Source organism: Mesorhizobium sp. WSM4830 (assembly GCF_055811495.1).
Window position 1 is genome coordinate 38,473 of the sequence record NZ_JBVVQI010000017.1, and the last position, 24,223, is coordinate 62,695.

A 24,223-nucleotide genomic window follows, 5' to 3' on the forward strand; every position below is an offset into this window, starting at 1 on the left:
AAAGACCATGAATGCGATGACGAAGATTGGCATGTTCAACGACTTCGACCTTTTCCGCCAGCAGGCGCTGATTGGCGGTGCCTGGCGGGATGCGGAAACCAAGGGCGTGGTCGATGTCATTGACCCTGCTAGCCAAAGTGTTCTCGGCACCGTTCCCGCAATGGGCGAGAACGAGACGAGAGCGGCAATCGCTGCCGCGGCTGAGGCCTTCAAAAGCTGGAGGAAAAGGACGCATGCCGAGCGTGCAGGACTTCTGGAGCGCTGGCACGACCTCATCCGTCAGCACGAACAGGATCTCGCGCTCCTGCTGACGCTGGAACAAGGCAAGCCGCTTGCCGAGGCGGTGGCGGAAATCCGCTACGGCGCATCTTTTGTGAAATGGTTTGCGGAGGAGGCGCGCCGGATCGGTGGCTCGACCATTCCGTCACCCACGGCCGATCGCCGCATTCTGGTGCTGAAAGAACCCGTCGGCGTCTGCGCCATCATCACGCCGTGGAATTTCCCCAACGCGATGATCGCACGCAAAGTGGCACCGGCGCTGGCCGCAGGTTGTACGGTTGTCATCAAGCCGTCGGAATTTACGCCATTCTCGGCGCTGGCGCTCGGCGTTCTGGCGGAACGGGCAGGTATCCCTGCCGGCGTGATCAACATTGTGACCGGCATGCCAATCGAAATCGGCAACGAACTGATGGCCAACGAGACGGTGCGCAAGATCTCGTTCACCGGTTCGACCCGCGTCGGTGCTCTGCTCATGCGTGGCGCGGCCGATAGCATCAAGCGGCTGAGCCTGGAGCTTGGCGGCAACGCACCCTTCGTCGTCTTTGACGACGCCGATCTGGATAAGGCAGTTGAAGGGGTGATCGCATCCAAGTTCCGCAATGGTGGTCAAACCTGCGTTTGCGCGAACCGGATTCTCGTGCAGGCGGGCGTCTACGACGCTTTTGCCGAAAAGCTGAGCCGGCGCGTGGCGCGGATGAAGGTTGGCGCAGGGACCGACGAGGGCACTGAGATCGGCCCGATGATCAACGCGGCCGCGATCGACAAGATCGAGCGTCACATCGCGGATGCACAGGCGAAAGGTGCGCAGATCATCGCCCAAAGCGAGACTGTGCCGGAGGGCAAGCAATATGCGCGGCCCGTCGTGCTGGGAGAGGCTACTACCGGGATGCTCCTGGCATCGGAAGAGACGTTCGGTCCGGTGGCGCCGCTTTTTCGCTTCGAGACGGAGGAAGAGGCCATCGCCATCGCGAACGGTACGCCGTTCGGCCTTGCCGCCTACTTCTACACCGACAATCTCAAGCGCTCATGGCGTGTTGCCGAGGCGCTGGAGTTCGGTATGGTCGGGCTCAACACAGGCATGATCTCGACCGAAGTTGCGCCTTTCGGCGGTGTCAAGCAGTCGGGAGTGGGGCGCGAAGGATCGCAGCTCGGCATCGAGGAATATCTCGAGGTCAAGGCGCTTCATGTTGGTGGGCTTAGTTAATTATATTGCATGCAGGTGGAAACACTTGCAGCTAAAACGTTGGAACAACAGGAAAGGGGCGGTTTTCACCGCCCCTTTCCTGTTGCAACCAGTGACTATTAAGGTTTGGGAGCGCCTCGCTCTGGCGCGACCGCGCCAGCAACAGACGTTCAGGCGAATTCCCGAACGGGCTCCAGTCCGACGGCGCCGGCCAGACCGTCGATATCCTTGATTTCGGTATATTCGTAGAAGGGGTTCGCAGGCTCGTGGCCGCGGTTCACCCAGACCTTGCTCTTGATACCGAGATCATAGGCGGTCATGAGATCGTAGCGAAATGAGGACGACACGTGCGTAATGTCCTCCGGGCCGCAGCCGAGCTTTTCGAACATATATTCGAAGCCCTTCATTGAAGGCTTGTAGGCGCCGGTCTCCTCGGCCGTGATGACCATGTGGAAGGGTGCGCCGAGTTTCTCCACGTTCGACATGATCAGGCTCTTCATGGAGTTCGACAGGATCACCAGCGGAATCTCCTTGGCGACCTTGGCCAGGCCCGCCGGGACATCCGGGTGCGGACCCCATGTCGGCACTTCCGCATAGATGCGCTGGGCATCCTCGGGCCGGAATGCGACGCCGTTGCGCTTGCAGGCACGTTCCACGGAATTGTGCACGACCTCGCTGTACGGCTTCCAGGCGCCAAGAACCTCATCGAGGCGATAGGCTGAGAAATCCTTAATGAACTGCGCCATCACAGCTGGGGAGAGCTGCGCGCCGTATGCGCGTCTCGCCGCGCCGGCCATGTCGAAGTTGGTCAGTGTACCGTAGCAGTCGAAGGTGATGTATTTCGGTCTGAACTGGGTCATGGGCGTCGATCCTTCCGATCCTGTCGGCACTGCGTGCCTTTTACAGCAAGGATCATAATGAGGACCGGAGAAGACTAGTCGCCGCATTCGATGCGCCCTGAAGCAGATTGTTTTGTATTGGGTGAGAGCTTTGGCAGAGAGTTGCGCCTGAGTTCGTTTCGGGCTTCGGCGGGAGCGCGATCTTTCAGCCGGTGCTTCCGCATAAGATGCGGCGCCGGCGGCAAAGGAAAGTCAAAACGCCTATCGCTCAGGTTCTGGTCGGAAAGAACTGCTGTCCGCAGCAGCCTATCTTGGGCCTAGAGAATTCAGGCCCGGAATGAACCATCACCGCGCAGCAGATCACGCTGGAAAACGAGCTGAAGGACGAAACCGCACCACACCGGACTTACGCTCTCGTCAGTCAGGCACTACGCTGAATCGGAGGAAGAAATGCTGGCAAACTCACTGATCGAACTCGATCGCGCACATCTGGTTCACCCGTTTTCATGCTATCGGAGCCACGAGGAGACGGGCGTGCGGGTGCTCAAATCCGCCAAAGGCGCAACCGTGACCGATGCAAGCGGGAAAACCCTGCTGGACGGATTCGCCGGTCTATGGTGCGTCAACATCGGATATGGCCAGGAAAGCGTTGTTGAGGCGGCGGCAAAGCAGCTAAGAGAGCTTGCCTATGCGACGGGATATTTCGGGCTGGGATCCGAGCCTGCCATTCGCCTTGCTGCCAGGCTTGCCGAACTGGCGCCCGGCGATTTGAACCATGTCTATTTCACGCTTGGCGGCTCCGACGCGGTCGACAGTACGATCCGCTTCATTCGCTATTACTACCATGCCAAGGGTATGCCGCAAAAGGACCAGTTCATCTCCGTCGAGTATGGCTACCATGGATCCTCGACGGCAGGGTCAGGCCTGACCGCGATCCCGGCTTTCCATGCGGGTTTCGGCGTTCCATACGACTGGCAGCACAAAATTCCTTCGCACTACGCCTATCGCAATCCGGTCGGTTCCGACCCGCAGGCGATCATCGATGCATCGGTCGCGGCCCTGCGGTCCAAAATCGCGGAACTCGGCGCGGGCCGCGTTGCGGCCTTCTACGCCGAACCCATCCAGGGTTCGGGCGGTGTCCTCGTTCCACCGACAGGTTGGCTAAGGGCTCTGCACGCCGTATGCAAGGAACACGACATTCTGTTCGTTGCCGACGAAGTTATCACTGCCTTTGGCCGTACCGGCCCCCTCTTCGCCTGTGAGGAAGACGAGGTCGTGCCGGATTTCATGACCACGGCCAAGGGACTGACCTCGGGCTACGTGCCGATGGGCGCCGTCTTCATGTCGGACCATGTGTACAATACGATCGCGGACGGAGCCGGCAAAGCGGCCGTCGGCCATGGCTATACTTATTCGGCCCATCCCGTGAGCGCGGCGGTCGGGCTCGAATGCCTGCGTCTCTATGAAGATGGCTTGCTCGAGAATGGGCGCAAGGTCGGGAAGCGCCTGATGCAAGGCCTTCGCTCGCTCGCCGACCACCCGCTGGTTGGCGACATCCGCGGTCGCGGTATGCTGGCAGCAATCGAGCTGGTCACCGACAAGGAGCGCAAAACGCCGCTGCCGGCCGCCGCCGATCCGGGGCGCCGCATCTTCGAGCGCGCGTGGGCGAACGGCCTTGTCATCCGCGCCTTCAACAGCGGCATGCTCGGCTATGCGCCGCCGCTCTGCTGCACAGACGACGATATTGATGGAATCCTCGAACGCACGCGGATGACGCTGGACCAAACCCTCCAAGACAAGGATGTGCGGGCAGCGATGAAGGGATGATCAGCGGGCGCATCGCATCGACCAGGGCCTTTTGGGACTATCTTGGCGATCGGCTCGGCGTCACCGAGACTTCACGTCCAATACTTGCCAAACCTCGTCAGCGGCGGCTTCGCATCCCACTCGTCGACTTTGCCTCTGTTATCCATGGCGCAGCAAAGATGATGGTCCGGCGATTTGTTTCCACGAATCGTCGACCTCGCATCTGCCATCCTGAAGCTCAGCGAGTTCGATCGTGACTCGTTGCACGGCGAGTTCGGGTCTCTTCGGCCTGGAGCCCGCCATTGAGACAATTCCCACCCGCTCAAGGGCCGCCAGGGAGCGGGATACGTTCGGCTGCGGACGCGCCGCCAACCTGCACAGTTCCGTGATGCTTTGCGGTCGATACCGATGGATCAGCGCCACCAGCCGACAATTCTCAGGGGTCAACGCCCGCAGAATCTCTTCCGGGGCACACGACTGAGCCATTGGTTCACGGACCACCAGATGCCCCGCCTCCTGAGCCGTCGTCGCCGCCATCACTGTCGCGCGTGTTTTCCTCAGTAAGAGTGCTTTCCAAGTAAACAACAGCCTGGACGAAGGACGGAAATGCCTCTTTTACCCTGTCGAGGTTTTCGAGCACCTTGTCTGTTTTCAGGTCAAAACCGTATCGATGCCGTACCAGGTGACGGAATCCCTTTAACTCACTCAGGGACTGATAAAGCTCGGGGTCGAGCACAGCCGGGCGGATGCCTGCAATTTCCGCCGACATCTGATCGAGCACGTCCTGGTGCATCGTAGGCCCTTGGGGAACGAGGCCGTCTATGTCGTTGGACAGGCTGAGCAGGATGTCCTCGATGCCGTTGTAGACATTGTGGATTCCCAGCGAAACAGCTGCGACCGCTCCCCATTCGCCGAGGGACATCTCACTCCGATGAACCGACAGATATTCCTCGATTTGCTGCAGTTCCTTCGCAGCGCGGTCGATTTTTGGCGACAGTTTTGCGAATGCCGGATGCTTAAACGCTGTCATTGAGCAATTCCTGCACTCGTTCGGACGAAACGTCTGAAGCAAAGATCAGGTCATAAGGAATGTTCGTTCCCCGAAGCTGGTCTGCGACCAAGCGCTCTACCATGGCCCGGCGCGCAGGATCAGTGCTTCCGTGAACCAGCAGATCTACGTCCGAATGGACGCGGAAACGGTTTTTCCGGAGGGATCCGATAACAGAGATATCGACCCCGCGGGCTTTGGCGTTCCGGAGAATACGCGATACACAAGCTTGCGCGGTCTTCCGACGATCGTCAGCTCTTCGGTGGATCAAAGTGTCAATCTTGTTCATGTTTTCGCCTGTTGCCATTGGTCCAACGGTGACCCGAGGCCAGATTGTCGCAACTCCGCAAGCTGTGCGTGCTACCTGCCTATATATCATCGAATGATATATATTCAAGCCATTTGACGAGGATAAGGCGACAACAGGCGTTCGCTGGAAGTGTCCAGATGCAGTCGGAGTTTTAGGCTAGGCGCCGTTCAGACGAGTGGCAATGACGGCCTCGCCCGAAGCGTGACGCCGTCATTCGACAAATGCCGCGCGACAAGATGGAGCGTGGCACGAGCGCACGCCGCTTGAGGATCGAGCCGGAGCAGTGTTCTTATCGGTCGAAAATGATGTCTAGAGGCAAATGGGATTTCACGATTGGTGACTTCAGCACGACGAAGCTGAAATATTTGTCGATCCCGATATCCAATTCGATCATGCGCTCCATAATCGTCTGGTACTCGCTGATGCCCGCTGTGACAAACTTCACTAGATAGTCGTAGCCGCCTGAAACCAGATGGCATTCGATGACAGAATCGACTTTCTGAATTGCGGTGAGAAATCTCGCGAAGTCGTTCTGTTGATGGTGCTTGAGCGTGACTTCGGTGAAGATCGTCAGAGTCTGTCCGAGCTTGGACACATCGATCTGGGCGGAATAGCCGGTGATGAAGCCTTCCGCCTGGAGCTTCTTCACCCGCATCAGGCAAGGGCTCGGCGAAAGGTTCACCAGGTCGGCAAGCTCGACATTGGTGACCCGCCCGTTCTTTTGCAGTTGGGATAAGATCTTGATGTCGATCTTGTCGAGCTTCATTGGAACCTGTCACACATTCGAACCACGGATCGCCCGGCAGACGGCGTCCGTCACCTCCTGCGTGGCCGCTGTCCCTCCCACGTCCGGCGTCAGCACGCCTTCACTCGTCACCGTTTCCACAGCGCTCATCAACCGCACGGCCGCTGCGCTCTCGCCCAGGTGTTCGAGCATCTGGGCAGCGGTCCAGAAGGTGGCGACCGGGTTGGCAATACCTTTGCCGGCGATGTCGAATGCCGAGCCGTGAATTGGCTCGAACATCGAGGGATAGCGCCGCTCGGGATCAATGTTGGCGGTCGGTGCAACGCCGAGACTGCCCGCGAGCGCGCCTGCAAGGTCCGACAATATGTCGGCATGAAGATTGGTGGCGACGATCGTATCGATGCTCCGAGGTTTCAACGTCATACGCACTGTCATAGCATCGACTAGCATCTTGTCCCACGCGACGTCGGGGAATTCCCGCGCCACCTCGGCTGCGATTTCGTCCCACATTACCATGCCATGACGCTGCGCGTTGGATTTCGTAACAACTGTCAGGAGCTTTCGCGGCCGTGACTGCGCCAGCCGGAATGCATAGCGCATGATGCGGGTGACTCCGACGCGCGTGAAGATCGCGACCTCGGTTCCGACCTCCTCGGGGAGGCCGCGATGGGCGCGGCCGCCGTGGCCCGAATACTCGCCCTCGGAATTCTCCCGCACGATCACCCAATCCAGATCGCCAGGGCCAACGCCCGCCAGCGGCGAAACAATCCCGGGCAATATCCTGGTCGGCCGCACGTTCGCGTATTGATCAAAGCCTTGGCAAATCGGCAGGCGGAGTCCCCAGAGCGTGATATCGTCGGGCAGATCGGGGGCGCCCACCGCGCCAAAGAAGATGGCGTCGAAGCGCTTCAGTTGCGCCACCCCATCTTCGGGCATCATCCGACCATGGGCCTTGTAATAGTCTGAGCCCCAGTCGAAGTGCTGGACACGCAGCTTGAAGTCGCCGCAGCGCTGCTGCAGCGCCTCAAGCGCCTGGAGACCTGCGGCAATCACCTCTGGGCCGATCCCGTCGGCAGGAATGGCGGCAATCTCATATTCGCGCATCGTCACTTTCCCTGTCTGCAGTGCTGGGGCCGCCTCGTGGCCTCAATCTCGTGTGCGAGCGATTGTACCTTGGCAAGACGGTCTTCTCAGAATTCAGCGACCTTGCCCCACGCAGCGGTCTTCAGGCGCTCGGGCCTATAAGGACGTGGATCGACAATTGGCTCGCTGCCTGTGATGATGTCGGCGATCATATGCCCGGCGCCGGGGCCAATCCCGAAGCCGTGACCACTGAATCCCGCCGCCAGGATGAAGCCCGGAATCCCCTCCACTTCACCGACTGCGGGAATGCCGTCGGGCGTGCTGTCGATATAGCCTGCCCAGACATCGGAGATCGCGACGCGTTGGAGTTCGGGGATCAATTCGCAAGCTCTTCGATATGTCAGCCGAATCTGCCCCATGTCGGGCTTTGGGTCGAGAATCCGGTTCCGTTCCATTGGCGTGATGTCGTCGACGGTCCATTTGCGCAGGCTTTCATGGCCTTGACGCCAGCCCTCGAAGGCGCCCGGGGCGAGATTGCGCCAGCGGCGGGCGAACATAGGTACAAACTCGCGGCTGAACCTGAACTGCTGCGGCGTTGCATCGACACGCGCCCGCCCGCTGATCGCCAGAGCGTATCCACCGTTGCTGCGCCGCGTCAGAGAGACGCGCGCGGTATGCAGGGCATCCGGCAGACCGTTTGCGCCTGGCGCCACGGCTAGAATGGACTGACGCACGGCAGCTTGCGGGAAGCGCATGCCAAGCTGGTTGCAGAAGGAAGAAGCCCACGCGCCCCCGGCCATGATCACGGTCTTTGTCTGGATGGTGCCCGCTTCGGTCACCACAGCGCTCACCCGGCCGGCGCTCAACTCCAGCCCGCGCGCCGCGCAATGCTGATGTACGGTGCCGCCCGCCGCCATAATGCCGCGCGCCGCAACCGGCACTGCCTTGGAAGGGTCCGCCGTTCCGTCAGTTGGCGAGAACACGCCACCTTTCCATTTGCGGCCCGTTGCTTTGCCCCGTTCGGTGGCTTCTTCTGCGCTCAGCATGTGCGTGGTGACCCCGACCGTTTTCGCAAAATCGCGCCACTTCGCCCAGCCTGCCAGCTCATATTCGTCTTGTGAGAGATAGAGGAGCCCGCAGCGGCGAAAGCCGGTGTCTTGGCCGGTCTCCTGTGCCACCTTTTCCCATAGGTCGAGACTCTTGGTCGCCATCGGCAGCTCGCGCGCATCGCGGTTCTGCTGGCGGCACCAGCCCCAGTTGCGGCTGGACTGCTCGGCGGCGATGCGCCCCTTCTCGACGAGGGCGACCTTGAGGCCGCGTCGCGCCAGATAATATGCGCTGAACACGCCCACCACGCCGCCGCCGATGACGACGACGTCCGCTTGGCGAGGGAGGGAAGGGCTGCAGTCGATGTGCATGAGCGGCGCGGACATGGATAGGACTCCGGTAATTTGACGCATCCTAACCTGCCGCCCACAGAGGCAGGCTGCGGAGTTTGTGCCTGGACGGAATTTCCTGCGTTTAGCAGCCCCCAGGACAGGCAATTATTGCGCGAAAAGCTCGCGGCGCGGAGCAAGCAGGAGTACACTTCATGTAGTCGCGTCATTTGCGGCATGCGCGGTACACGGCGCAGTCGTCGACCTTGATCGGCAGCGCCTTGGCCGACATTGAGATGGGCCGCGCGGTCACCAATCCGCTCGGCGGCAGGGCCTGCACACGGTGCCGATGTACACCGGAAAGCCTTGGTCCCATCCCTCATGGGCGCTTACTGCCGGATGAAGGATACGGTTGCCTGATCCCGGTTTCCGCGCCGAAACGGGAACAGAGTGAAATGCCGAACTCGACCTTCTTTTCAGAAGTTCCTGCCGCGCGAGGGCCAAGTTTCGAAGACTCTGCGGAAACAGAACAGTCACACTGGCTGGAAGAACGGAGCAACCCCTCCTAATGGCAGGCAGGCTCCAGAGGACATCCGATAGACAGGGCTTGCCCCTTCGGAGAGTTCTCCAAGAAAAGGGAACAGAGTCCGGTACACGGACCGGATTTCACAAGGGAGCCGCCAGGATGAGCAGAACCCGTCTCTCGCAGCATCAGCGCGCGAAGCGCCGAGAAGGCCAGACTACGGCCGCTACGGTGAGGCGCTTCAGCTCAAAGGGCGATAATGCGGTCTGCAACAGGGTGGACGCGCTCGGTTGAAAGGGGAGGTGATCTCGATGGTCGCAAGCATCCAGGCTGTAGCCCCCCACGATGTGGCGCTTTCGGTGCGCGACCTCACAGTGAATTTGCCGCAAGGCATGGAACGGACCCATGCTGTCAAGAACATTTCCTTCGATCTGAAACGCGGCCAGATCCTCTGCATCATAGGCGAGTCCGGATCGGGCAAGTCGGTCACGGCGAACGCGATCATGGGGCTTCTGCCAAAGGTGATCCGCGTCTCATCGGGTGTCATCCAGCTGGAGGGGATGAACATCATCGGCATGTCGCCAGACAAGCTGCGCGATCTGCGTGGACGGGTCGTGTCGATGATCTTTCAGGACCCGCTCTCGGCGCTCAATCCCCTGATGACGGTGGGCGCGCAGATTGACGAGGTCATGGCCGCGCATGGCTTCGGCACGCCACAAACCTGTCGAAACCGCGCCATCGAGCTGCTCACCGAAGTAGGCCTGCCAGATCCCGAACTCATGTATCACCAGTACCCTTTCCGGCTTTCGGGCGGGCAGCGGCAGCGCATCATGATCGCCATGGCCTTGGCGCTCGAGCCGACGGTGCTGATTGCGGATGAACCAACCACCGCGCTCGACGTCACCACCCAGGCTCAGATCTTGCAACTGATCCGTGACATTCAGCGGCGCAAGGGCATGAGCGTGATGTTCATCACCCACGATTTCGGCGTGGTGGCCGAGATCGCCGACAGCGTCGTGATGATGGAAAAGGGCCATGTCGTCGAACAGGGCAGCGCCGAGCAGGTGCTGAAGTCGCCCAAGCACCCTTATACCCAGCGCCTGATTGCGGCCGTGCCACATTTGACCGGCGAAGATCGCTCTCGCCCGGAGGCTGCCAGCAAGGAGCCCATCCTCAAGGTTGAGGGTCTGGTGAAGACCTATCGCGGCGGCAGCGCGCTGTTCGGCGCGCAGCGGACTGTGACGGCGGTCAACGAGGTTTCGTTCGAACTGGCGCCCGGCCGCACGCTGGGGGTCGTCGGCGAGAGCGGTTCGGGGAAATCCTCGCTGGGCCGGCTGCTGATCAAACTGCTGGACAGTGACGGCGGCGGGATCTTGTTCGAGGGCTGTGACATAGCCAAGCTTTCCGAAGCGAAGTTCCGCCCGCTTCGACCGCGGATCCAGATGATCTTCCAGGATCCCTTCGCTTCTCTGAACCCACGCTCGACGGTCGGCCACATCATGACGGTAGGTCCGGTGGCGCACGGGACGCCTTATGCCCAAGCGCGCGATGAAGCGCGTGCGCTTCTGGCCCATGTCGGTCTCGATGCCGGCGCTTTTGGCCGCTACCCGCACGAGTTCTCGGGTGGGCAACGCCAGCGCATCGGCATCGCCCGTGCGCTGATGTTCAAGCCGAAGCTGTTGATCGCCGACGAGGCGGTCTCCGCACTCGACGTGTCGATCCAGGCACAGATCCTGCAGCTTCTGGACCAGATCCAGCGCGAGACGGGCGTGTCGATGGTCTTCATCACGCACGACCTGCGCGTTGCCAGCCAGATCTGCGACGAAATCGCTGTGATGCAGAAGGGCCGGATCGTCGAGCGCGGGCCGCCCTCGCAAATATTCCTGAACCCGCAAGCAGCCTACACACGCCAACTGGTAGCGGCAATTCCAGGAGAGCGGCCGGGCAATGCCCGTCCAGTAGCAGCAAACGCATAAGAAATAACAAGAGAGGAACTACCATGACCAAAAATTCATCGACTACGTCCAACTACTCGAGGCGCGAAGCGCTGCGACTGATGGCGCTAGGTGGGGCTGCAGGCCTCATCGCGCCCAATCTGCTGGGCAAGCCCGCCTTCGCCAAGACCCCTCCTGCAGGCCCGGCCGGTCGCGTCGTCGTCGGTCTTTCGCAAGAGCCGACCGTATTCAATCCGTTGATGGCGCATATCGAAGTCGATGACGCGGTCCATTTCTCGGTTTTCGACGCACTGGTCCGGATGGATCCCCAAGGTGGCTTACATCCAAACCTCGCAGCCGAGGTGCCAAGCCAGAAGAACGGCGGCATTTCGGAGGACGGTCTCAACTGGCGCATCCGGTTGCGCGACAATGCCCGCTGGCACGACGGTGAGCCCTTCACGGCCGAGGACGTGAAATTCACCCTTGAGCTCATCACGAACCCGAAGTTTCGCGCTTGGCGCACGAGCGGCCATTCGCTTGTGCAGGACATCACAGTGGTTTCGCCGACCGAGATTACATGGCGGATGAAGGAGGCTTTTGCACCCTATCTTTCGTTCTTGGCCGAAACCTTCATCGTGCCCAAGCACATTCTGGGGAAAGAGGCCGATCCTAATACCGCCGCGTTCAACCAGGCGCCGGTCGGCACCGGCGCATTCAAATGGGGCCAGCGCGTCGCGGGCGATCATATCGAGCTCGTCGCCAATCCTGAGTACGCCGGCGAAGGTCCCTATGTTGAGCAGCTCATCTTCAAATACATCCCCGACATGACGGTGCTCTACACGCAGTTCAAGAGCGGCGACGTGGACCTGGTCGATCAGTCGTTCATCACCGCCGACCATTACACTGAAGCCCGCGAACTACCAGACCGCGTGGTGACACTGGAGACAGGGGCATCCCTGGAGTCGATCTACCTCAATTTGGGCCGCCCGCAGTTCAAGGATCTGGCAGTGCGCCAGGCGCTCTACGCCGCGTTGGACAGGAAGGCGATCGTCGACACGATCTACTACGGCGTTGGCACTCTCACCGAGACCTTCATGCCGAAGGAGTCCTACTACTACGACCCGAACCTGCCGGTTCAGGAGTTCAATCTGGACCGGGCACGCCAAATCCTTGATGAGGCCGGCTGGGCGCCGGGGCCGGATGGAATCCGCGCCAAGGATGGGGTGCGACTGTCCTTCTCCAACTCGACGACTTCTGGCAACAATCTCCGCGAGCAGACGCAGCAGTTCCTGCAGCAGACGTTTGCCGAGATCGGCGTCGAGATGACGATCTCGAATTTACCGGCTGCAGTCATGTGGGGCGAGTTCTGGCTGAAGTCGCAATTCGACACCGCCATGGTGGGCGTCACCTATCTGATTGCCGCGGACCCCGACGCCACAAACCGGCTCCATACGAAGGCAATCGCCGCTCAAGGCGGACACGGTTCGAACACCGGGCAATATTCCAACCCTGAGGTCGATGCCCTGCTCGAAAAAGGCGCTCGCAGCTTCGATCCGGAAGAACGGCGCGGGATCTATAACCGGGTGCAGGAAGTGGTGCGCCATGATCTGCCCTTCCTGCCGCTGTTCGCGTATACAATCGTCCTCGGGCGCAAGAAAGGGCTGGACGGTTTCGAGCCCAACGCCAACACCCGCACAGCGTCGTGGGATGCCGCAGCCTGGCAGTGGAAGGCCTGATCCACGCAGTTGCCGCCGCCCGGTTCCGCCGCGGCGGCGGCAACAGACTAAAATCATCAACCCACAATGGAGGGACTCGAATGCGCGGCTTCCTGCTCAATCGCCTCTCGCAGAGCCTGGTGCTGCTTGTGATCGTTTCGATCATCGGCTTCGGCATTCTGAACCTCCTTCCCGGTGGCCCGCTGGCGCAATTCGGGCTCGATCCCGGAATGACCCAGCAGGATATCGAGCGTCTCAAGGGGCTGCTGGGCCTCGATCGGCCTATATGGATCCAATATCTGGACTGGGCATGGCGGCTGGTGCGGGGCGACTGGGGTCACTCCTTCCGCGACGGAGCGCCGGTATTGGAGGTCATCGGCAGCCATCTCTTTGCCACGCTGCTGCTGATGGGGTCCTCAACCGCGATTGCGATCTCCATTGGCGCCTGGATTGGAATCCGCGGCGCCACGCGCCGCTACTCGCTGTTCGATTATCTTGCAACTGTCGGGGCCATGGTCGCGTTGTCGGTCCCCACCTTCTGGTTCGGGCTTGTCGGCATCTACGTCTTTTCCCTGAAGTTGGGTTGGCTGCCCGCGGGTAATATGTCCGAGATCGGCGACGCCTCAATCCTGGGCTACCTCCACCATCTGATCCTGCCAAGTATCGTGCTGTCGTTGGTCCATGTCGCGATCTGGAGCCGCTACATGCGGACGGCCACTCTCGACGCCATTAGCCAGGACTTCGTCAAGACGGCTCGGGCCAAGGGGTTGAGTGAGCGCCGGATTCTGATGAAGCATGTCGTCGGCAACGCACTTTTGCCGATGATTACCTTGGCCGGGATGCAGCTTCCCAGCGTCCTCACTGGCGCGCTCGTGACCGAAACCGTCTTTACCTGGCCAGGAATGGGACGGTTGTTCCTCGATAGCCTTGGTTACAGCGACCATCCGGTGGTGATGGGGCTGCTGATGTTCTCCGCCATCCTCGTTCTGCTTGGAAACCTGATCGCCGATATTGTCGTCGCTATTGTCGATCCGCGCATTCGTCTGGCTTGAGCGCGCAACTTCCCCGACAGGAGACAGCCGATATGACCGCTCTCACCGCAAATGCAGCTCCAAGCCGCTGGAGAAACAACCGCGCGGCACGTCGTTTCATGCGCCATCGCTTGGCGCTGCTTGGGTTGGCGATGATCATCTTCCTGAGCCTTGCTTGCGTCCTCGGCCCCCATCTCCTGCCTTATAGCTCACTGTATATCGATCTGCGGGCCCGCTTTGCCCCCCCGCTGACGGGCTACCACTTTCTAGGTACCGATCCGCTTGGCCGCGACGTGGCGGCAAGGCTTTTGATGGCGGGACGAATCTCGCTGCTGGTCGGTTTCTTTGCCATGGTTTTGTCGACGCTTATCGGCACCCTGGTCGGCGTAATTGCCGGCTATCGCGGCGGCTGGATCGGGGCCACGCTGATGCGCACGGTCGATGGATTCCTGTCATTCCCATCGATCTTTCTGCTGCTGGCGCTGGCTGCCGCACTGAAGCCCAGTCCTGTGATGATCACCGTCATTATCGCCCTCACCAGTTGGATGGAGGTTGCTCGTATCGTGGAAGCGGAGGTCCGCTCGTTACGCGAACGCGAGTTCGTCCTCGCCGGCCGAATGCTGGGGTTGAGCGGCACCCACATCATGTTCCGCGAGATACTGCCCAACGCCATGGGGCCGATTATCGTCGCTTCCACCTTGACGGTCGCGCGCGCCATTCTCATGGAGGCCTACATCAGCTTTCTCGGCTACGGGATCCAGCCGCCACTGCCCAGTTGGGGCAACATGCTCAATGGCGCCCAACAATATCTAGGCAGCGCACCTTGGCTGGCAATCATTCCCGGAGCTGCAATCACCATTGCGGTAACCAGTTTCAATTTCATCGGTGACGGGCTGCGTGATGCGCTCGACGTCCGAGACGACCACATCTGAAGTTTCACCGACCGCAGATCTTTACCCCTGCAATGCAGCGAGAAGTCAGCCACGTGCAAGAGCCTCATATCGCCGACAAGAACACACCCTACTGGTGGGAAGCAGCGCCCGTCATGCCGCTGCCGCGACAGCCAGTCGCAAAGAAGCTTGACGTGGCAATTGTCGGCGCCGGTTATGCCGGGCTTTCGGCCGGGCTTGCGCTGGCGCGCGAGGGACGCTCGGTCGCCGCTTTTGATGCGATGAATCCGGGCGAGGGTGCTTCCACCCGCAACGGCGGGATCACGAGCGGAAGCATCCGACCAGACTATGCCACGATCACCCGGCGCTTCGGCGAAGAGAAGGCCATGGCGATCGAGGCCGAGGGCAAGGTCGCACGCGAATTCCTCTACGGCTTCATCAAGACCGAAGGGCTCGACTGCGACTTCCGACTGGTTGGCCAGTTCAAGGGCGCTTTCGGATATGAACAGTATGAGAAGATGGCGCGCGGCGCCGAGAGGCTGGCGAAGAAACTGGGGATCGAGTCCTACGCGGTTCCACGTGCCGAGCAGCGAAATTATATCGGCACCGACTTCTACCGCGGCGGGACCGTTCGGATGGACATTGGCGGGCTGCACCCCGCAAAATTCCACGCCGAGCTCCTGCGGGTGGCGCTCGCATCCGGGGTGACGGTCCATTCGCATACGGTGGTCAAGTCGATCGAGAGCAACGGTTCGGGGTTCCGCGTCGCCACTTCGGCAGGGACGGTGGATGCACGGCAGGTTCTGGTCTGTACCAACGGCTATACCGACGGCGCCGCTCCCTTCCTGCGCCGCCGCCTGGTTCCGGTCCGCAGCCGGATCATCGTCACCGAGGAACTTGCGCCCGATGTCATGGCGCGGCTGATGCCGAAGCTGATGACGATCACCGAGAACCGGCAACTCGGTTTCTATTATCGTCCCTCGCCCGACGGGAAACGTATCCTGCTGGGGGGGCGTGACAGTTCTCGCGTCGGCGATCCCGCAGCGCCGAAACTTCTCCTACGCAAGGGACTGGTGAACCTTTTCCCGGAGTTGGAGAACGTGCGCCTGTCGCATTGCTGGTTCGGCAATGTGGCGATGAACCGAGACATGCTGCCCCGCATCTTCGAGAAGGACGGTGTGGTCTATGCCTCCGGCTTCTGCGGTTCGGGCGTGGTCTGGGCGCCATGGATTGGCATGCGTGCGGCTCACAAACTGATGGGGCATGGCGAGCAGTCGCGCACGGCGTTCGACTTTCGACCGCCTTCGGCAGTCCCGCTCTATCGTGGCAATCCGTGGTTCATGCCGGCGATTATCCAGGGCTATCGGTTGCAGGACCGTCTCGCGTTCTGGCGCGCCAGCCGCTAGTCGCCGACATCGGCGGCGATCCGTGGTTCATGCGGGCAACCCTTTGGCCTGCCCGCCGCTGACATGACGATAGAATCGCGCGAGGTCACCTTGTTGCCAGAGAGCACTCCAGAAGTGTCGAAAAATCCGTCGGGGCAGGGAGCCTGTCGGTGCGAAGCCGATCAGCGGTGGGACACCTTTGCGCGGATCAGCGCATCGGCCATATAGAGGTCCTGCAGGGAGATACCGGAACTGTCGAAGACCGTGATCTCATTGTCGAAGCGGCGTCCGGGCGCACGCCTTTCGATGACGTCGCCGATTGGTGTTACCGCAAGCACGCCTGCGTCGATCTCGTCGCGCACGTGTTGGAACTCGCCGATCTGGACGGACTGGGAAAGCAGATCACAAAACAGACGTGCCTTGAGAAATAATTCGCTCGGCAATTCGCGCTTACCCGGAGCATCCGACCCCATGCTGACGATATGAGTTCCGGGTCCCACCCAAGCGGCATCGAACAGCGGTTCGCGCGAGGGTGTCGCCGTCACCACGATGTCGGCCGCGCGCACGGCTTCTTCCGGCAAGGCAGTGCGCGCCTTCAGTCCCCTTTCGCCGATCTGATCGACAAAAGCGTCGCGCCGCTGCGAAGGCCGGGCCACGACCAGCACGGTTTCGATTGGGCGGATGCGTGCCAGCGCCATCACTTCGAAGCTCGCCTGGTTGCCGGCGCCGAAGATCGCCAGAACCTTGGCTTGCTTGCGCGCAAGAAGATCGGCCGCAACCGCGTCGGCGGCCGCCGTCCTGTAGGCGTTGACCTTCCCGGCCTCAATTACGGCGCCGAGCCGACCTGTATGCTGATCGAGCAGCACGATGGTGGAGTTGTGGCGGGAAAGGCCACGTGCCAGGTTGCCCGACCAGAAGGAGCCGATTTTCACCCCGGTGAGGTCGCCCGACGAACCGGATTTGATTGAGAAGGTGTTGGTCGCGTCCTGTGTGCGTCCGAGAACAGCCGGAAAGACCCAGCTCTGCTGCGATGCTGCCGCCACGAGGGCCTCGCGCGCCGCCTCGAAAGCAAGTTCATGCGTGACGAGGGCGGCTGACTCCTCTTCGCTGATGTAGATCATCAAATTCCTTCTGAGCATCAAACGCTTTATCGTGCTGCGGCTATGCCATTGCAGAGGCTGAGATCACATCCATTGGGACTGGTGCGGACGTAACGTCGATCACGGGCAACCACGAAGCCGCGATCCAACGGCCAGGTATTCCTGGCCCGATTTGCGCGATTTGGCATGCCGAGGAACTGCTCAAAACGAATTATCCCGCTGATTTGAAGGGGCAAAACAGCAGCGAAATCTGTCCGCCGGGCGCGACTCTAAGATCCGACTTCAATCCGACTCTGGATCAAGTGACAGCGTTGCACCTTATGGCCTTTGAGCATGACAGAGATATCGTCAGCGCCCCAACCGAGCTGATGAAATTCCAAACCCGCCATTTGCCGGGCGCACTGAAGCTGTCGCAGGAGATGGCCTGGCCCTACCGCCAGGAGGATTGGGAATTTGCCCTGATGGTCGGCAACGGCCTGGTGCTCGAGCGGGCAGGACAGGTGATTGGCACGGCCATGTCCTGGAACTACGGACAGTCCTATGCCTCGGTCGGGATGATTATAGTTACTGGCTCCGCGCAAGGCGGTGGCAACGGCGCCCGGCTCTTTGATGGATTGCTTGAGGCGGCACACGGTCGCAACGTGCTGCTCAACTCAACCGAAGAGGGGCTGGCGCTTTACAAGCGACGCGGCTTCACTGCCTGGGGCAGGGTGCATCAGCACCAGGGCTCGCTGAACGTCGCCGTGACGCGCAGTGCTTGCGACGACATCCGTCAAGCGACAGTTTTTGACCTCGAGGCGATCCAGGCCTTCGACGAACGGGCCACGGGCATGCCCCGGCTGGCGATGGTGGCTGCGCTCGCCGATGTCGGCAACGCATTGGTCATTGAGCGCAGGGGAGGGATTGCAGGCTACGCTATCGCGAGGAGGTTTGGCCGCGGCTATGTCGTCGGCCCTTGTGCAGCCGAGAGCGAGCAAGACGCGCGGCTTCTGATCCTGGCCCAGCTTTCGAAGCTTCACAATCAATTCGTTCGCATCGACGTCTATGCCGAGGATGGATTGGGCGACTGGCTTGAGAGCCTTGGCCTGCAGCGGTCCGGCAGTGCGACCGCCATGGTCAAAGGGCAACGGCCCGTCTCCGAGCGGCCCGCCCATATGTATGCGTTGGCAAACCAGTCGTTCACTTAGGAAACGAACTTATGAACACGAGGGCAGCAAACGTGGCGGTGAGCGAGCCGGCTCGGACGATCGACGCCTTGGTCACTCCGGCGCTGCTTCTCGACCGTGGCCGGCTCGAGCACAACATCCAGGGTCTGGCCGAGCGCGCCAGGAAGCTTGGCGTGGTGCTGCGCCCGCATATGAAGACGGCCAAAAGCATCGACGTCGCCCGATGCGCGTTCCACCGCGAACCCGGTCCGATCACGGTCTCGACCATCGCCGAGGCGGAGTATTTTGCGGGCCATGGCTTTCGAGACATAACCTATGCGGTTGGTATCTCACCGGCTTCGGCTAGGCGCGCCATGGAGCTTTGTCGCCGCACCGGCGCTGATTTGAAACTGTTGCTCGATTCCGTCGGCCAGGCCGACGGCCTGGCCGACGTCCGCGAAGCCACCGGTATGACACCATCTATTTTCATCGAACTGGACTGTGATGACCATCGCGGTGGATTGAGACCGGACGATCCCAAGCTGCTCGAGGTGGCCAACAGGGTCGTCGAGAAGGGCGCTAATCTCTTCGGCGTCCTCGCCCATGCGGGCGAGTCCTATGGCTTGAGCACGCCCGATGCGCTGGTCAAAGCAGCCGCGAACGAGCGTTCGGCCAGCTTGCGCGCGGCCGAAACTTTGCGCGCCCACGGCCATGCCTGCCCGATCATCAGCCTCGGTTCGACGCCGACTGCGCATTTCGCCAGTAATCTTGATGGGGTCACAGAGCTGCGCGCTGGAGTCTACATGTTCTTCGACCTCGTCCAGCACGGGGTCGGGGTGTGCGAACTGGGCGACATCGCGATTTCCGTGTTGGCCACGGTGATCGGGTCCAAGCCGGAAAAGGGATGGGTGCTGGTCGACGCAGGGTGGATGGCGCTTTCGCGCGACCGGGGAACCGCAAACCAGCAGATCGACCAGGGCTACGGCGTGGTCTGCGACGAAAAGGGGCGGGTGCTTGAAGATGTGATCGTGGCCCAGGCCAGCCAGGAGCACGGTATCCTCGCCATTCGTGACGGTTCTGGAAAGTCCATGCCCGAGTTGCCGCTCGGGACTCGGGTACGCATTTTGCCCAACCATGCCTGTGCGATGGCCGCCCAGCATGATTTCTACAGCGTCGTCAACGGCGACAGCCCCAAGATTGAAGCGCGTTGGGAGCGGATGCGCGGCTGGTAGACGCGCAACTACGCTCGAATGTCGCCCCACTCAAATCAACACTGGTGGTCAAGAAGATGAAGTTTACCTCTTATTGGCTGGATACGTCTCAGCCGTTCAATGAAGGGTCGTCCAAACCGCTCGAAGGCCACTACGACGTGGCGATTGTGGGCGGCGGCTTGACCGGCTCCTCCGCCGCGCTGGCTCTTGCCAAAAAGGGCGCCCGGGTTGCCCTGCTGGAGGCCGAAACGATCGGCAGCGCCGCGTCCGGCCGCAATGGCGGGATGTGCAACAACGGCTTTGCCCAGAACTATGCAATCATGGCTGGCAAGCACGGCAAGGTGGCCGCAAATGCGCTCTACAAGGCTTTCGACGCCGGCGTCGATACGGTCGAGCGGTTGGTGCAGGAAGAGAAGATCGACTGCAGCTTCTCCCGCGTCGGCAAGCTCAAGCTTGCCGCCAAGCCCGAGCACTACGATATGCTGGCGCGCAGCCAGGAACTGCTGGCGGCCAATGTCGATCCCGAAACCAGGATGATCGCGCGCTGCGACCTGCGGGCGGAAGTCGGGACCGACCGTTACTATGGCGGGTTGCTGTTTCCCAAGAGCGCGGGCATGCATGTCGGCCGGTTCGTCCGGGGCCTCGCGACCGCCGCTGCCCGGCGTGGCGCAGCGGTCCATGAACGCTCGCCTGTCATGGCGATGCGCAAGGTTTCAGGCGGGCATGAGGTAACGACGCCAAAGGGCAAGATCCTCGCTCGGCAGGTCCTGTTGGCGAGCGGCATTTCCCAGGTCGGTCCGCTGAGATGGATCCGCCGCCGCATCGTGCCGGTCGGTGCCTTCCTCATCGTGACGCAACCGCTGTCGCCTGCGCAGATCGAGCGTCTCATGCCGACCCGTCGCAACGTCGTCGACACGCGCAACCTCGTTGTCTACTGGCGGCTCACGCCGGACAATCGCCTTCTGTTCGGCGGGAGGGCGCGCTTTGCCGTGTCCAATCCTCAATCCGACGAAAAAAGCGGCCGGATACTCAAGGCGGCGATGGTCGAGGTCTTTCCGGAACTGGCCGGCACCCACATCGACTACTGCTGGGGCGGCATGGTCGATATGACCCGCGATCGCCTGCCGCGCGCCGGAGAGCGCGATGGCATCTATTACTCGATGGGCTATAGCGGACACGGGACCCAGATGTCGACGTTGATGGGCACCATCATGGCCGAAGTCATGGACGGGCACCCTGAGCTCAATCCCTGGAAGGATTTCGACTGGCCAGCGATCCCCGGCTATTTCGGGCGCCCCTGGTTCCTGCCGGTTCTCGGCGCCTATTACCGCATGAAGGACCTTGTAGGGTGATAACGCCCCTCGAACACCTGGCCCGCAGCGGCCACCTGGACAAGTTCTTCATCGACGGTCTATGGGTTGAGCCGAGCGGCACCGCGACGGGCGTCGTCGTCAACCCAGCCACAGAAGAGGTTGTGAGCCAATTTCCGCTTGGAAATGGCGAGGACGTGGACGCGGCCGTTGCAGCGGCTCGCAGGGCATTCGCCACCTGGAGTCGGACCACGCCAGAAGACCGCGTGGGTCTGCTCGATCGCCTGCAAGCGCTGCTCGAGGCGCGCGGCGAACTGCTGGCTCAATGCCTGAGCCTCGAAATCGGCGCGGCGATCGGCTATGCGCGCAGCGCCCAGGTGCCGCTGGCGATCACGCATGTTAAGGTCGCTCGCGATGTGCTGACAGACTTTCGCTTCGTCAAGCAACGGGGGCAAACCGCCGTCACCCACGAACCGATCGGTGTCTGCGCCTTGATCACTCCGTGGAACTGGCCACTTTACCAGATCACCGCCAAGGTTTCGCCGGCGCTCGCTGCAGGCTGCACGATCGTGCTGAAGCCGAGTGAGCTTTCTCCCTTGGACGCCCTGCTATTCGCCGAGGCGCTCGAGGAAGCCGGCTTCCCTGCCGGGGTTTTCAACCTCCTGCAAGGTGATGGTCCAGGCGTGGGTATGGGGCTCGCCTCCCATCCGGATGTCGACATGATCTCCATTACCGGGTCCACCCGCGCGGGCATTGCGGTGGCCCAGGCGGCAGCGACCACGGTCAAGCGTGTCGCGCAGGAGCTCGGCGGCAAGTCGCCGAACGTGATCCTGCCGGACGCAGATCTCGATCGCGCCGTTTCTCTGGGCGTAGCCGCCGCCTTCCGCAATCTCGGCCAGTCATGCAGCGCCCCGACGCGCATGATCGTGCCGCGCGCGCTGCTCTCCGAGATCGAGGCAATCGCCAAAAGGGCAGCAGCCCAGATCGTCATTGGTGATCCACTTTGCGAAGCCACAACTCATGGTGCAATCGCAAACCGTGCCCAATTCGACCGCATCCAAACCATGATCGGCGTCGGCATTTCCGAGGGCGCCAGGCTACTCACCGGCGGACCGGGTCGTGCGCACGATCTGAACGTCGGGTTCTATGTGAAGCCGACCATCTTTTCCGACGTGCGCACGAGCATGCGTATTGCCCAGGAAGAGGTCTTCGGGCCAGTTCTCTGCATCATCCCCTACGACACAATCGAGGAGGCCGTTACCATCGCCAACGACACGGTCTACGGTCTGGGGGCCCATGTGCAGGGCGAGGATATGGACGCCGTCAGGGACGTGGCCTCGCGGATCCGCTCCGGTCAGGTGCATCTCAACTACCCGGCCTGGGATCCGCACGCGCCGTTTGGCGGATTCAAGCAGTCCGGAAACGGACGCGAATATGGGATCGAGGGTATGTTGGAGTATCTCGAGGTAAAATCTATCCTCGGCTATTTCTAGGCCACATCTTCGCCCAGCGCAGGGGGCGCGCACGTGGGCCGAGCCCAGCTCCTGGGCCGGGCTCACATACGAACCTGGCAAATTGCCATGGCTCCGCAGCGTGCGAGCAACCTGCTGAGAAACCCGATCGAATGCCATCAAAACTAGAGGTCTTTGGCCATCACGGTCCAGCCGATCTGTACGTTTCATACATCGAATTGAATACAACCGTGGATAGATTACCATCACCCTGGGCCGCATACGGGGAGGGTTGGATGAGCAAGGTGCAGAGGGTCAGTCCGGTAGTAGAGCAAGCAATCGCCGCAGTCCTCAATAGGGAGGATCGTGGTGACACCATCTCGATCACAGCGACACTAAACGCGACACGGCAAGCCGCCCCTCATCTCGTCGCATCCGACGAAGAGCTAACCGAGGCGATCGTCGAGGCAGCAACTGCCCTGGGCCTGTCCGTTGCTTTCGACCGTCGGGGATAGCCGTCGGCTCAGGGGTGGCGAAATCGGAACGTGGTGTCATGCGTTGGGTGCCTCTGCGATGTTGCTGCATCTGAACGAGGCATCGCTGCGAGTTGGCAGGTGAACTCTTGCATCGGCAGCGAGTGTTGTCGCGCTGTCGCCGATAGTCCGCCATAGCCGCGTCGAAGCGGCTGTCGCCGCTGAAAGCCATGGCAAGTGCATTTGCGCAGAGTTCGGTGTCCCGGAAGGCATCGCCGATCCCCTGCGCACTGCGTCCTTGCTGTAGCCAGCATCGCCAACGGGCGCCCCAGCCTGGGCCCGTATGGTTGCGAAAGACGTTGGGCAACGCAGCGCCAGCGAATGGCGGCTCGTTGCCAAAACCGTCGGCCAAGGCAGGTCATCCCCGACTGCGAACAAGAACCCTGCATGCCGGCCGGCCACCAAGGTTGCCGCGATTACCCTCGATGTCGTAGAGCCTACGGTCGGCGGCTAAGATTGGTGGAGAAGAATATATGCCAGAGCACCCGAAACTCGTCTCGACTGCCAAGTCGCATGGCGGCGCCCAGCATGTTTACTCTCATCTCTCGACGAGCTGCTCGTGCGAAATGACGTTTGCCATTTTCGTGCCTCCGCAGGCACGGGAAAGCCGTTGCCCCGTGGTGTGGTACCTCTCCGGGCTCACCTGCACCCATGCGAATGTAATGGAAAAAGGCGAATACAGACGAATGGCCGCCGAACTTGGCTTGATCGTCGTCTGTCCCGATACCAGCCCGCGTGGTGCCGACATTCCCGATGAAAAGGACAATTGGCAGTTCGGCAGCGGCGCCGGCTTCTACCTCGACGCGACGCAAGAGCCGTATGCCAAGAACTATCGCATGTATTCCTATATCGTCGAGGAGCTGCCAGCCGTGATCGGGCGCGAATTTCCCGCCGATATGGCACGCCAGTCGATCTTCGGCCATTCGATGGGCGGGCACGGTGCGCTGACGATCGCACTGAACAATCCCACGCGTTTCAGAAGTTGCTCGGCCTTTGCGCCGATCGTGCAGCCAAGCACAGCCGGCTGGTCGAAGCCAGCTTTCGAAAAATATCTCGGCCTGGATGAGGCCTCGTGGCGGCGCTACGATGCCACTTCGCTCATCGAGGATGGACACCGTTTCCCGGAATTCCTGGTCGATCAGGGAACGTCAGACGGTTTCCTTCAGGAGGGCCTCAGGCCTTGGCTGCTCGAAGACGCCTGCTCCAAGGCAGGCATCCCGTTGAAATTGCGGATGCAGGACGAATACGATCACTCCTATTTTTTCATTTCGACCTTCATGCATGACCATATGACGTGGCATGCCGAACGGCTTTCACGAGGGTAGG

The 24,223-nt window shown here is 61.1% G+C and carries 21 protein-coding genes; 13 read left to right on the plus strand and 8 right to left on the minus strand.

Annotated elements, in window-relative coordinates:
* The first annotated feature begins 7 nt into the window (after nucleotides 1-7).
* Nucleotides 8-1,483, plus strand: coding sequence for an NAD-dependent succinate-semialdehyde dehydrogenase (locus AC0L2Y_RS21185; protein WP_473559203.1), 1,476 nt, complete (start codon nucleotides 8-10; stop codon nucleotides 1,481-1,483).
* Between the two features lie 149 nt (nucleotides 1,484-1,632).
* On the opposite strand, the gene AC0L2Y_RS21190 is transcribed toward AC0L2Y_RS21185, so the two are convergent.
* The gene (locus tag AC0L2Y_RS21190) at nucleotides 1,633-2,322 is read right to left on the minus strand and encodes a haloacid dehalogenase type II (RefSeq protein WP_473559205.1); all 690 of its coding nucleotides are present in this window, start codon (nucleotides 2,320-2,322) and stop codon (nucleotides 1,633-1,635) included.
* Nucleotides 2,323-2,751: 429 nt separating this feature from the next.
* On the opposite strand from AC0L2Y_RS21190, the gene AC0L2Y_RS21195 reads away from it, so the two are divergent.
* Nucleotides 2,752-4,128 carry an aminotransferase class III-fold pyridoxal phosphate-dependent enzyme gene (locus AC0L2Y_RS21195; RefSeq protein WP_473559207.1) on the plus strand — a complete coding sequence of 459 codons (1,377 nt, stop codon included), beginning with the start codon at nucleotides 2,752-2,754 and terminating at the stop codon, nucleotides 4,126-4,128.
* 138 nt (nucleotides 4,129-4,266) lie between these two features.
* Here AC0L2Y_RS21195 and AC0L2Y_RS21200 read toward each other — a convergent pair whose 3' ends face one another.
* From AC0L2Y_RS21200 to AC0L2Y_RS21225, 6 genes are all read right to left on the minus strand, one after another.
* Complete coding sequence (locus tag AC0L2Y_RS21200; RefSeq protein ID WP_473559209.1) at nucleotides 4,267-4,644, minus strand: HVO_A0114 family putative DNA-binding protein; 378 nt, start codon at nucleotides 4,642-4,644, stop codon at nucleotides 4,267-4,269.
* Nucleotides 4,598-5,137 carry a ribonuclease toxin HepT-like protein gene (locus AC0L2Y_RS21205; RefSeq protein ID WP_473559210.1) on the minus strand — a complete coding sequence of 180 codons (540 nt, stop codon included), beginning with the start codon at nucleotides 5,135-5,137 and terminating at the stop codon, nucleotides 4,598-4,600. Before AC0L2Y_RS21205 ends, AC0L2Y_RS21200 begins: the two co-directional genes overlap by 47 nt.
* Nucleotides 5,124-5,444, minus strand: a complete 321-nt coding sequence (locus AC0L2Y_RS21210) for a nucleotidyltransferase domain-containing protein (RefSeq protein ID WP_473559212.1) — start codon at nucleotides 5,442-5,444, stop codon at nucleotides 5,124-5,126. Before AC0L2Y_RS21210 ends, AC0L2Y_RS21205 begins: the two co-directional genes overlap by 14 nt.
* 310 nt (nucleotides 5,445-5,754) lie before the next feature.
* Nucleotides 5,755-6,231, minus strand: a complete 477-nt coding sequence (locus AC0L2Y_RS21215) for an Lrp/AsnC family transcriptional regulator (RefSeq protein WP_352492386.1) — start codon at nucleotides 6,229-6,231, stop codon at nucleotides 5,755-5,757.
* A 9-nt stretch (nucleotides 6,232-6,240) separates the two neighbouring features.
* Nucleotides 6,241-7,314, minus strand: a complete 1,074-nt coding sequence (locus tag AC0L2Y_RS21220) for a tartrate dehydrogenase (RefSeq protein ID WP_473559214.1) — start codon at nucleotides 7,312-7,314, stop codon at nucleotides 6,241-6,243.
* Between the two features lie 86 nt (nucleotides 7,315-7,400).
* A complete protein-coding gene (locus tag AC0L2Y_RS21225; RefSeq protein ID WP_473559215.1) occupies nucleotides 7,401-8,726 on the minus strand; it encodes an NAD(P)/FAD-dependent oxidoreductase in 1,326 nt (441 codons plus the stop codon).
* A gap of 777 nt (nucleotides 8,727-9,503) precedes the next feature.
* On the opposite strand from AC0L2Y_RS21225, the gene AC0L2Y_RS21230 reads away from it, so the two are divergent.
* The 5 genes from AC0L2Y_RS21230 (at nucleotide 9,504) to AC0L2Y_RS21250 (ending at nucleotide 16,168) form a co-directional block, all read left to right on the plus strand.
* Nucleotides 9,504-11,168 (plus strand): ABC transporter ATP-binding protein, encoded by a 1,665-nt coding sequence (locus AC0L2Y_RS21230; protein ID WP_473559216.1) that lies wholly within the window; start codon nucleotides 9,504-9,506, stop codon nucleotides 11,166-11,168.
* A gap of 23 nt (nucleotides 11,169-11,191) precedes the next feature.
* Nucleotides 11,192-12,862: a peptide ABC transporter substrate-binding protein gene (locus AC0L2Y_RS21235; RefSeq protein ID WP_473559218.1), complete on the plus strand. Its 1,671-nt coding sequence runs from the start codon at nucleotides 11,192-11,194 to the stop codon at nucleotides 12,860-12,862.
* Nucleotides 12,863-12,942: 80 nt separating this feature from the next.
* Nucleotides 12,943-13,893: an ABC transporter permease gene (locus AC0L2Y_RS21240; protein ID WP_473559220.1), complete on the plus strand. Its 951-nt coding sequence runs from the start codon at nucleotides 12,943-12,945 to the stop codon at nucleotides 13,891-13,893.
* Nucleotides 13,894-13,925: 32 nt separating this feature from the next.
* Nucleotides 13,926-14,804: an ABC transporter permease gene (locus tag AC0L2Y_RS21245; protein WP_473559222.1), complete on the plus strand. Its 879-nt coding sequence runs from the start codon at nucleotides 13,926-13,928 to the stop codon at nucleotides 14,802-14,804.
* A 32-nt stretch (nucleotides 14,805-14,836) separates the two neighbouring features.
* Nucleotides 14,837-16,168, plus strand: coding sequence for an NAD(P)/FAD-dependent oxidoreductase (locus AC0L2Y_RS21250; RefSeq protein ID WP_473559223.1), 1,332 nt, complete (start codon nucleotides 14,837-14,839; stop codon nucleotides 16,166-16,168).
* 161 nt (nucleotides 16,169-16,329) lie between these two features.
* Here AC0L2Y_RS21250 and AC0L2Y_RS21255 read toward each other — a convergent pair whose 3' ends face one another.
* On the minus strand, nucleotides 16,330-17,268 hold the full coding sequence (locus AC0L2Y_RS21255; protein WP_473559225.1) for an ornithine cyclodeaminase family protein: 939 nt from the start codon (nucleotides 17,266-17,268) through the stop codon (nucleotides 16,330-16,332).
* Between the two features lie 299 nt (nucleotides 17,269-17,567).
* Between AC0L2Y_RS21255 and AC0L2Y_RS21260 the strand changes: the two genes are divergently transcribed.
* From AC0L2Y_RS21260 to fghA, 6 genes are all read left to right on the plus strand, one after another.
* Entirely contained in the window at nucleotides 17,568-18,434 is an 867-nt protein-coding gene (locus AC0L2Y_RS21260) for a GNAT family N-acetyltransferase (RefSeq protein ID WP_473559226.1), read from the plus strand.
* Between the two features lie 11 nt (nucleotides 18,435-18,445).
* A complete protein-coding gene (locus tag AC0L2Y_RS21265) occupies nucleotides 18,446-19,624 on the plus strand; it encodes an alanine racemase (protein ID WP_473559227.1) in 1,179 nt (392 codons plus the stop codon).
* Between the two features lie 56 nt (nucleotides 19,625-19,680).
* Entirely contained in the window at nucleotides 19,681-20,955 is a 1,275-nt protein-coding gene (locus AC0L2Y_RS21270; RefSeq protein WP_473559229.1) for an NAD(P)/FAD-dependent oxidoreductase, read from the plus strand.
* Nucleotides 20,952-22,406, plus strand: a complete 1,455-nt coding sequence (locus tag AC0L2Y_RS21275) for an aldehyde dehydrogenase family protein (RefSeq protein ID WP_473559230.1) — start codon at nucleotides 20,952-20,954, stop codon at nucleotides 22,404-22,406. The genes AC0L2Y_RS21270 and AC0L2Y_RS21275 overlap by 4 nt, the downstream gene beginning before the upstream one ends.
* Nucleotides 22,407-22,660: 254 nt before the next feature.
* Nucleotides 22,661-22,879: a hypothetical protein gene (locus tag AC0L2Y_RS21280; protein WP_473559232.1), complete on the plus strand. Its 219-nt coding sequence runs from the start codon at nucleotides 22,661-22,663 to the stop codon at nucleotides 22,877-22,879.
* A 491-nt stretch (nucleotides 22,880-23,370) separates the two neighbouring features.
* On the plus strand, nucleotides 23,371-24,222 hold the full coding sequence (gene fghA / locus AC0L2Y_RS21285; RefSeq protein WP_473559234.1) for an S-formylglutathione hydrolase: 852 nt from the start codon (nucleotides 23,371-23,373) through the stop codon (nucleotides 24,220-24,222).
* The last annotated feature ends 1 nt before the right edge of the window (nucleotide 24,223 follow it).

What these genes read in the sequence shown, in the direction of transcription:
- AC0L2Y_RS21185 (WP_473559203.1), top strand. Translation starts at nt 8, where the DNA reads ATGAATGCGATGACGAAGATTGGCATGTTCAACGACTTCGACCTTTTC.
- AC0L2Y_RS21190 (WP_473559205.1), bottom strand. Translation starts at nt 2,322, where the DNA reads ATGACCCAGTTCAGACCGAAATACATCACCTTCGACTGCTACGGTACA.
- AC0L2Y_RS21195 (WP_473559207.1), top strand. Translation starts at nt 2,752, where the DNA reads ATGCTGGCAAACTCACTGATCGAACTCGATCGCGCACATCTGGTTCAC.
- AC0L2Y_RS21200 (WP_473559209.1), bottom strand. Translation starts at nt 4,644, where the DNA reads ATGGCGGCGACGACGGCTCAGGAGGCGGGGCATCTGGTGGTCCGTGAA.
- AC0L2Y_RS21205 (WP_473559210.1), bottom strand. Translation starts at nt 5,137, where the DNA reads ATGACAGCGTTTAAGCATCCGGCATTCGCAAAACTGTCGCCAAAAATC.
- AC0L2Y_RS21210 (WP_473559212.1), bottom strand. Translation starts at nt 5,444, where the DNA reads ATGAACAAGATTGACACTTTGATCCACCGAAGAGCTGACGATCGTCGG.
- AC0L2Y_RS21215 (WP_352492386.1), bottom strand. Translation starts at nt 6,231, where the DNA reads ATGAAGCTCGACAAGATCGACATCAAGATCTTATCCCAACTGCAAAAG.
- AC0L2Y_RS21220 (WP_473559214.1), bottom strand. Translation starts at nt 7,314, where the DNA reads ATGCGCGAATATGAGATTGCCGCCATTCCTGCCGACGGGATCGGCCCA.
- AC0L2Y_RS21225 (WP_473559215.1), bottom strand. Translation starts at nt 8,726, where the DNA reads ATGTCCGCGCCGCTCATGCACATCGACTGCAGCCCTTCCCTCCCTCGC.
- AC0L2Y_RS21230 (WP_473559216.1), top strand. Translation starts at nt 9,504, where the DNA reads ATGGTCGCAAGCATCCAGGCTGTAGCCCCCCACGATGTGGCGCTTTCG.
- AC0L2Y_RS21235 (WP_473559218.1), top strand. Translation starts at nt 11,192, where the DNA reads ATGACCAAAAATTCATCGACTACGTCCAACTACTCGAGGCGCGAAGCG.
- AC0L2Y_RS21240 (WP_473559220.1), top strand. Translation starts at nt 12,943, where the DNA reads ATGCGCGGCTTCCTGCTCAATCGCCTCTCGCAGAGCCTGGTGCTGCTT.
- AC0L2Y_RS21245 (WP_473559222.1), top strand. Translation starts at nt 13,926, where the DNA reads ATGACCGCTCTCACCGCAAATGCAGCTCCAAGCCGCTGGAGAAACAAC.
- AC0L2Y_RS21250 (WP_473559223.1), top strand. Translation starts at nt 14,837, where the DNA reads ATGCAGCGAGAAGTCAGCCACGTGCAAGAGCCTCATATCGCCGACAAG.
- AC0L2Y_RS21255 (WP_473559225.1), bottom strand. Translation starts at nt 17,268, where the DNA reads ATGATCTACATCAGCGAAGAGGAGTCAGCCGCCCTCGTCACGCATGAA.
- AC0L2Y_RS21260 (WP_473559226.1), top strand. Translation starts at nt 17,568, where the DNA reads ATGGCCTTTGAGCATGACAGAGATATCGTCAGCGCCCCAACCGAGCTG.
- AC0L2Y_RS21265 (WP_473559227.1), top strand. Translation starts at nt 18,446, where the DNA reads ATGAACACGAGGGCAGCAAACGTGGCGGTGAGCGAGCCGGCTCGGACG.
- AC0L2Y_RS21270 (WP_473559229.1), top strand. Translation starts at nt 19,681, where the DNA reads ATGAAGTTTACCTCTTATTGGCTGGATACGTCTCAGCCGTTCAATGAA.
- AC0L2Y_RS21280 (WP_473559232.1), top strand. Translation starts at nt 22,661, where the DNA reads ATGAGCAAGGTGCAGAGGGTCAGTCCGGTAGTAGAGCAAGCAATCGCC.
- fghA (WP_473559234.1), top strand. Translation starts at nt 23,371, where the DNA reads ATGCCAGAGCACCCGAAACTCGTCTCGACTGCCAAGTCGCATGGCGGC.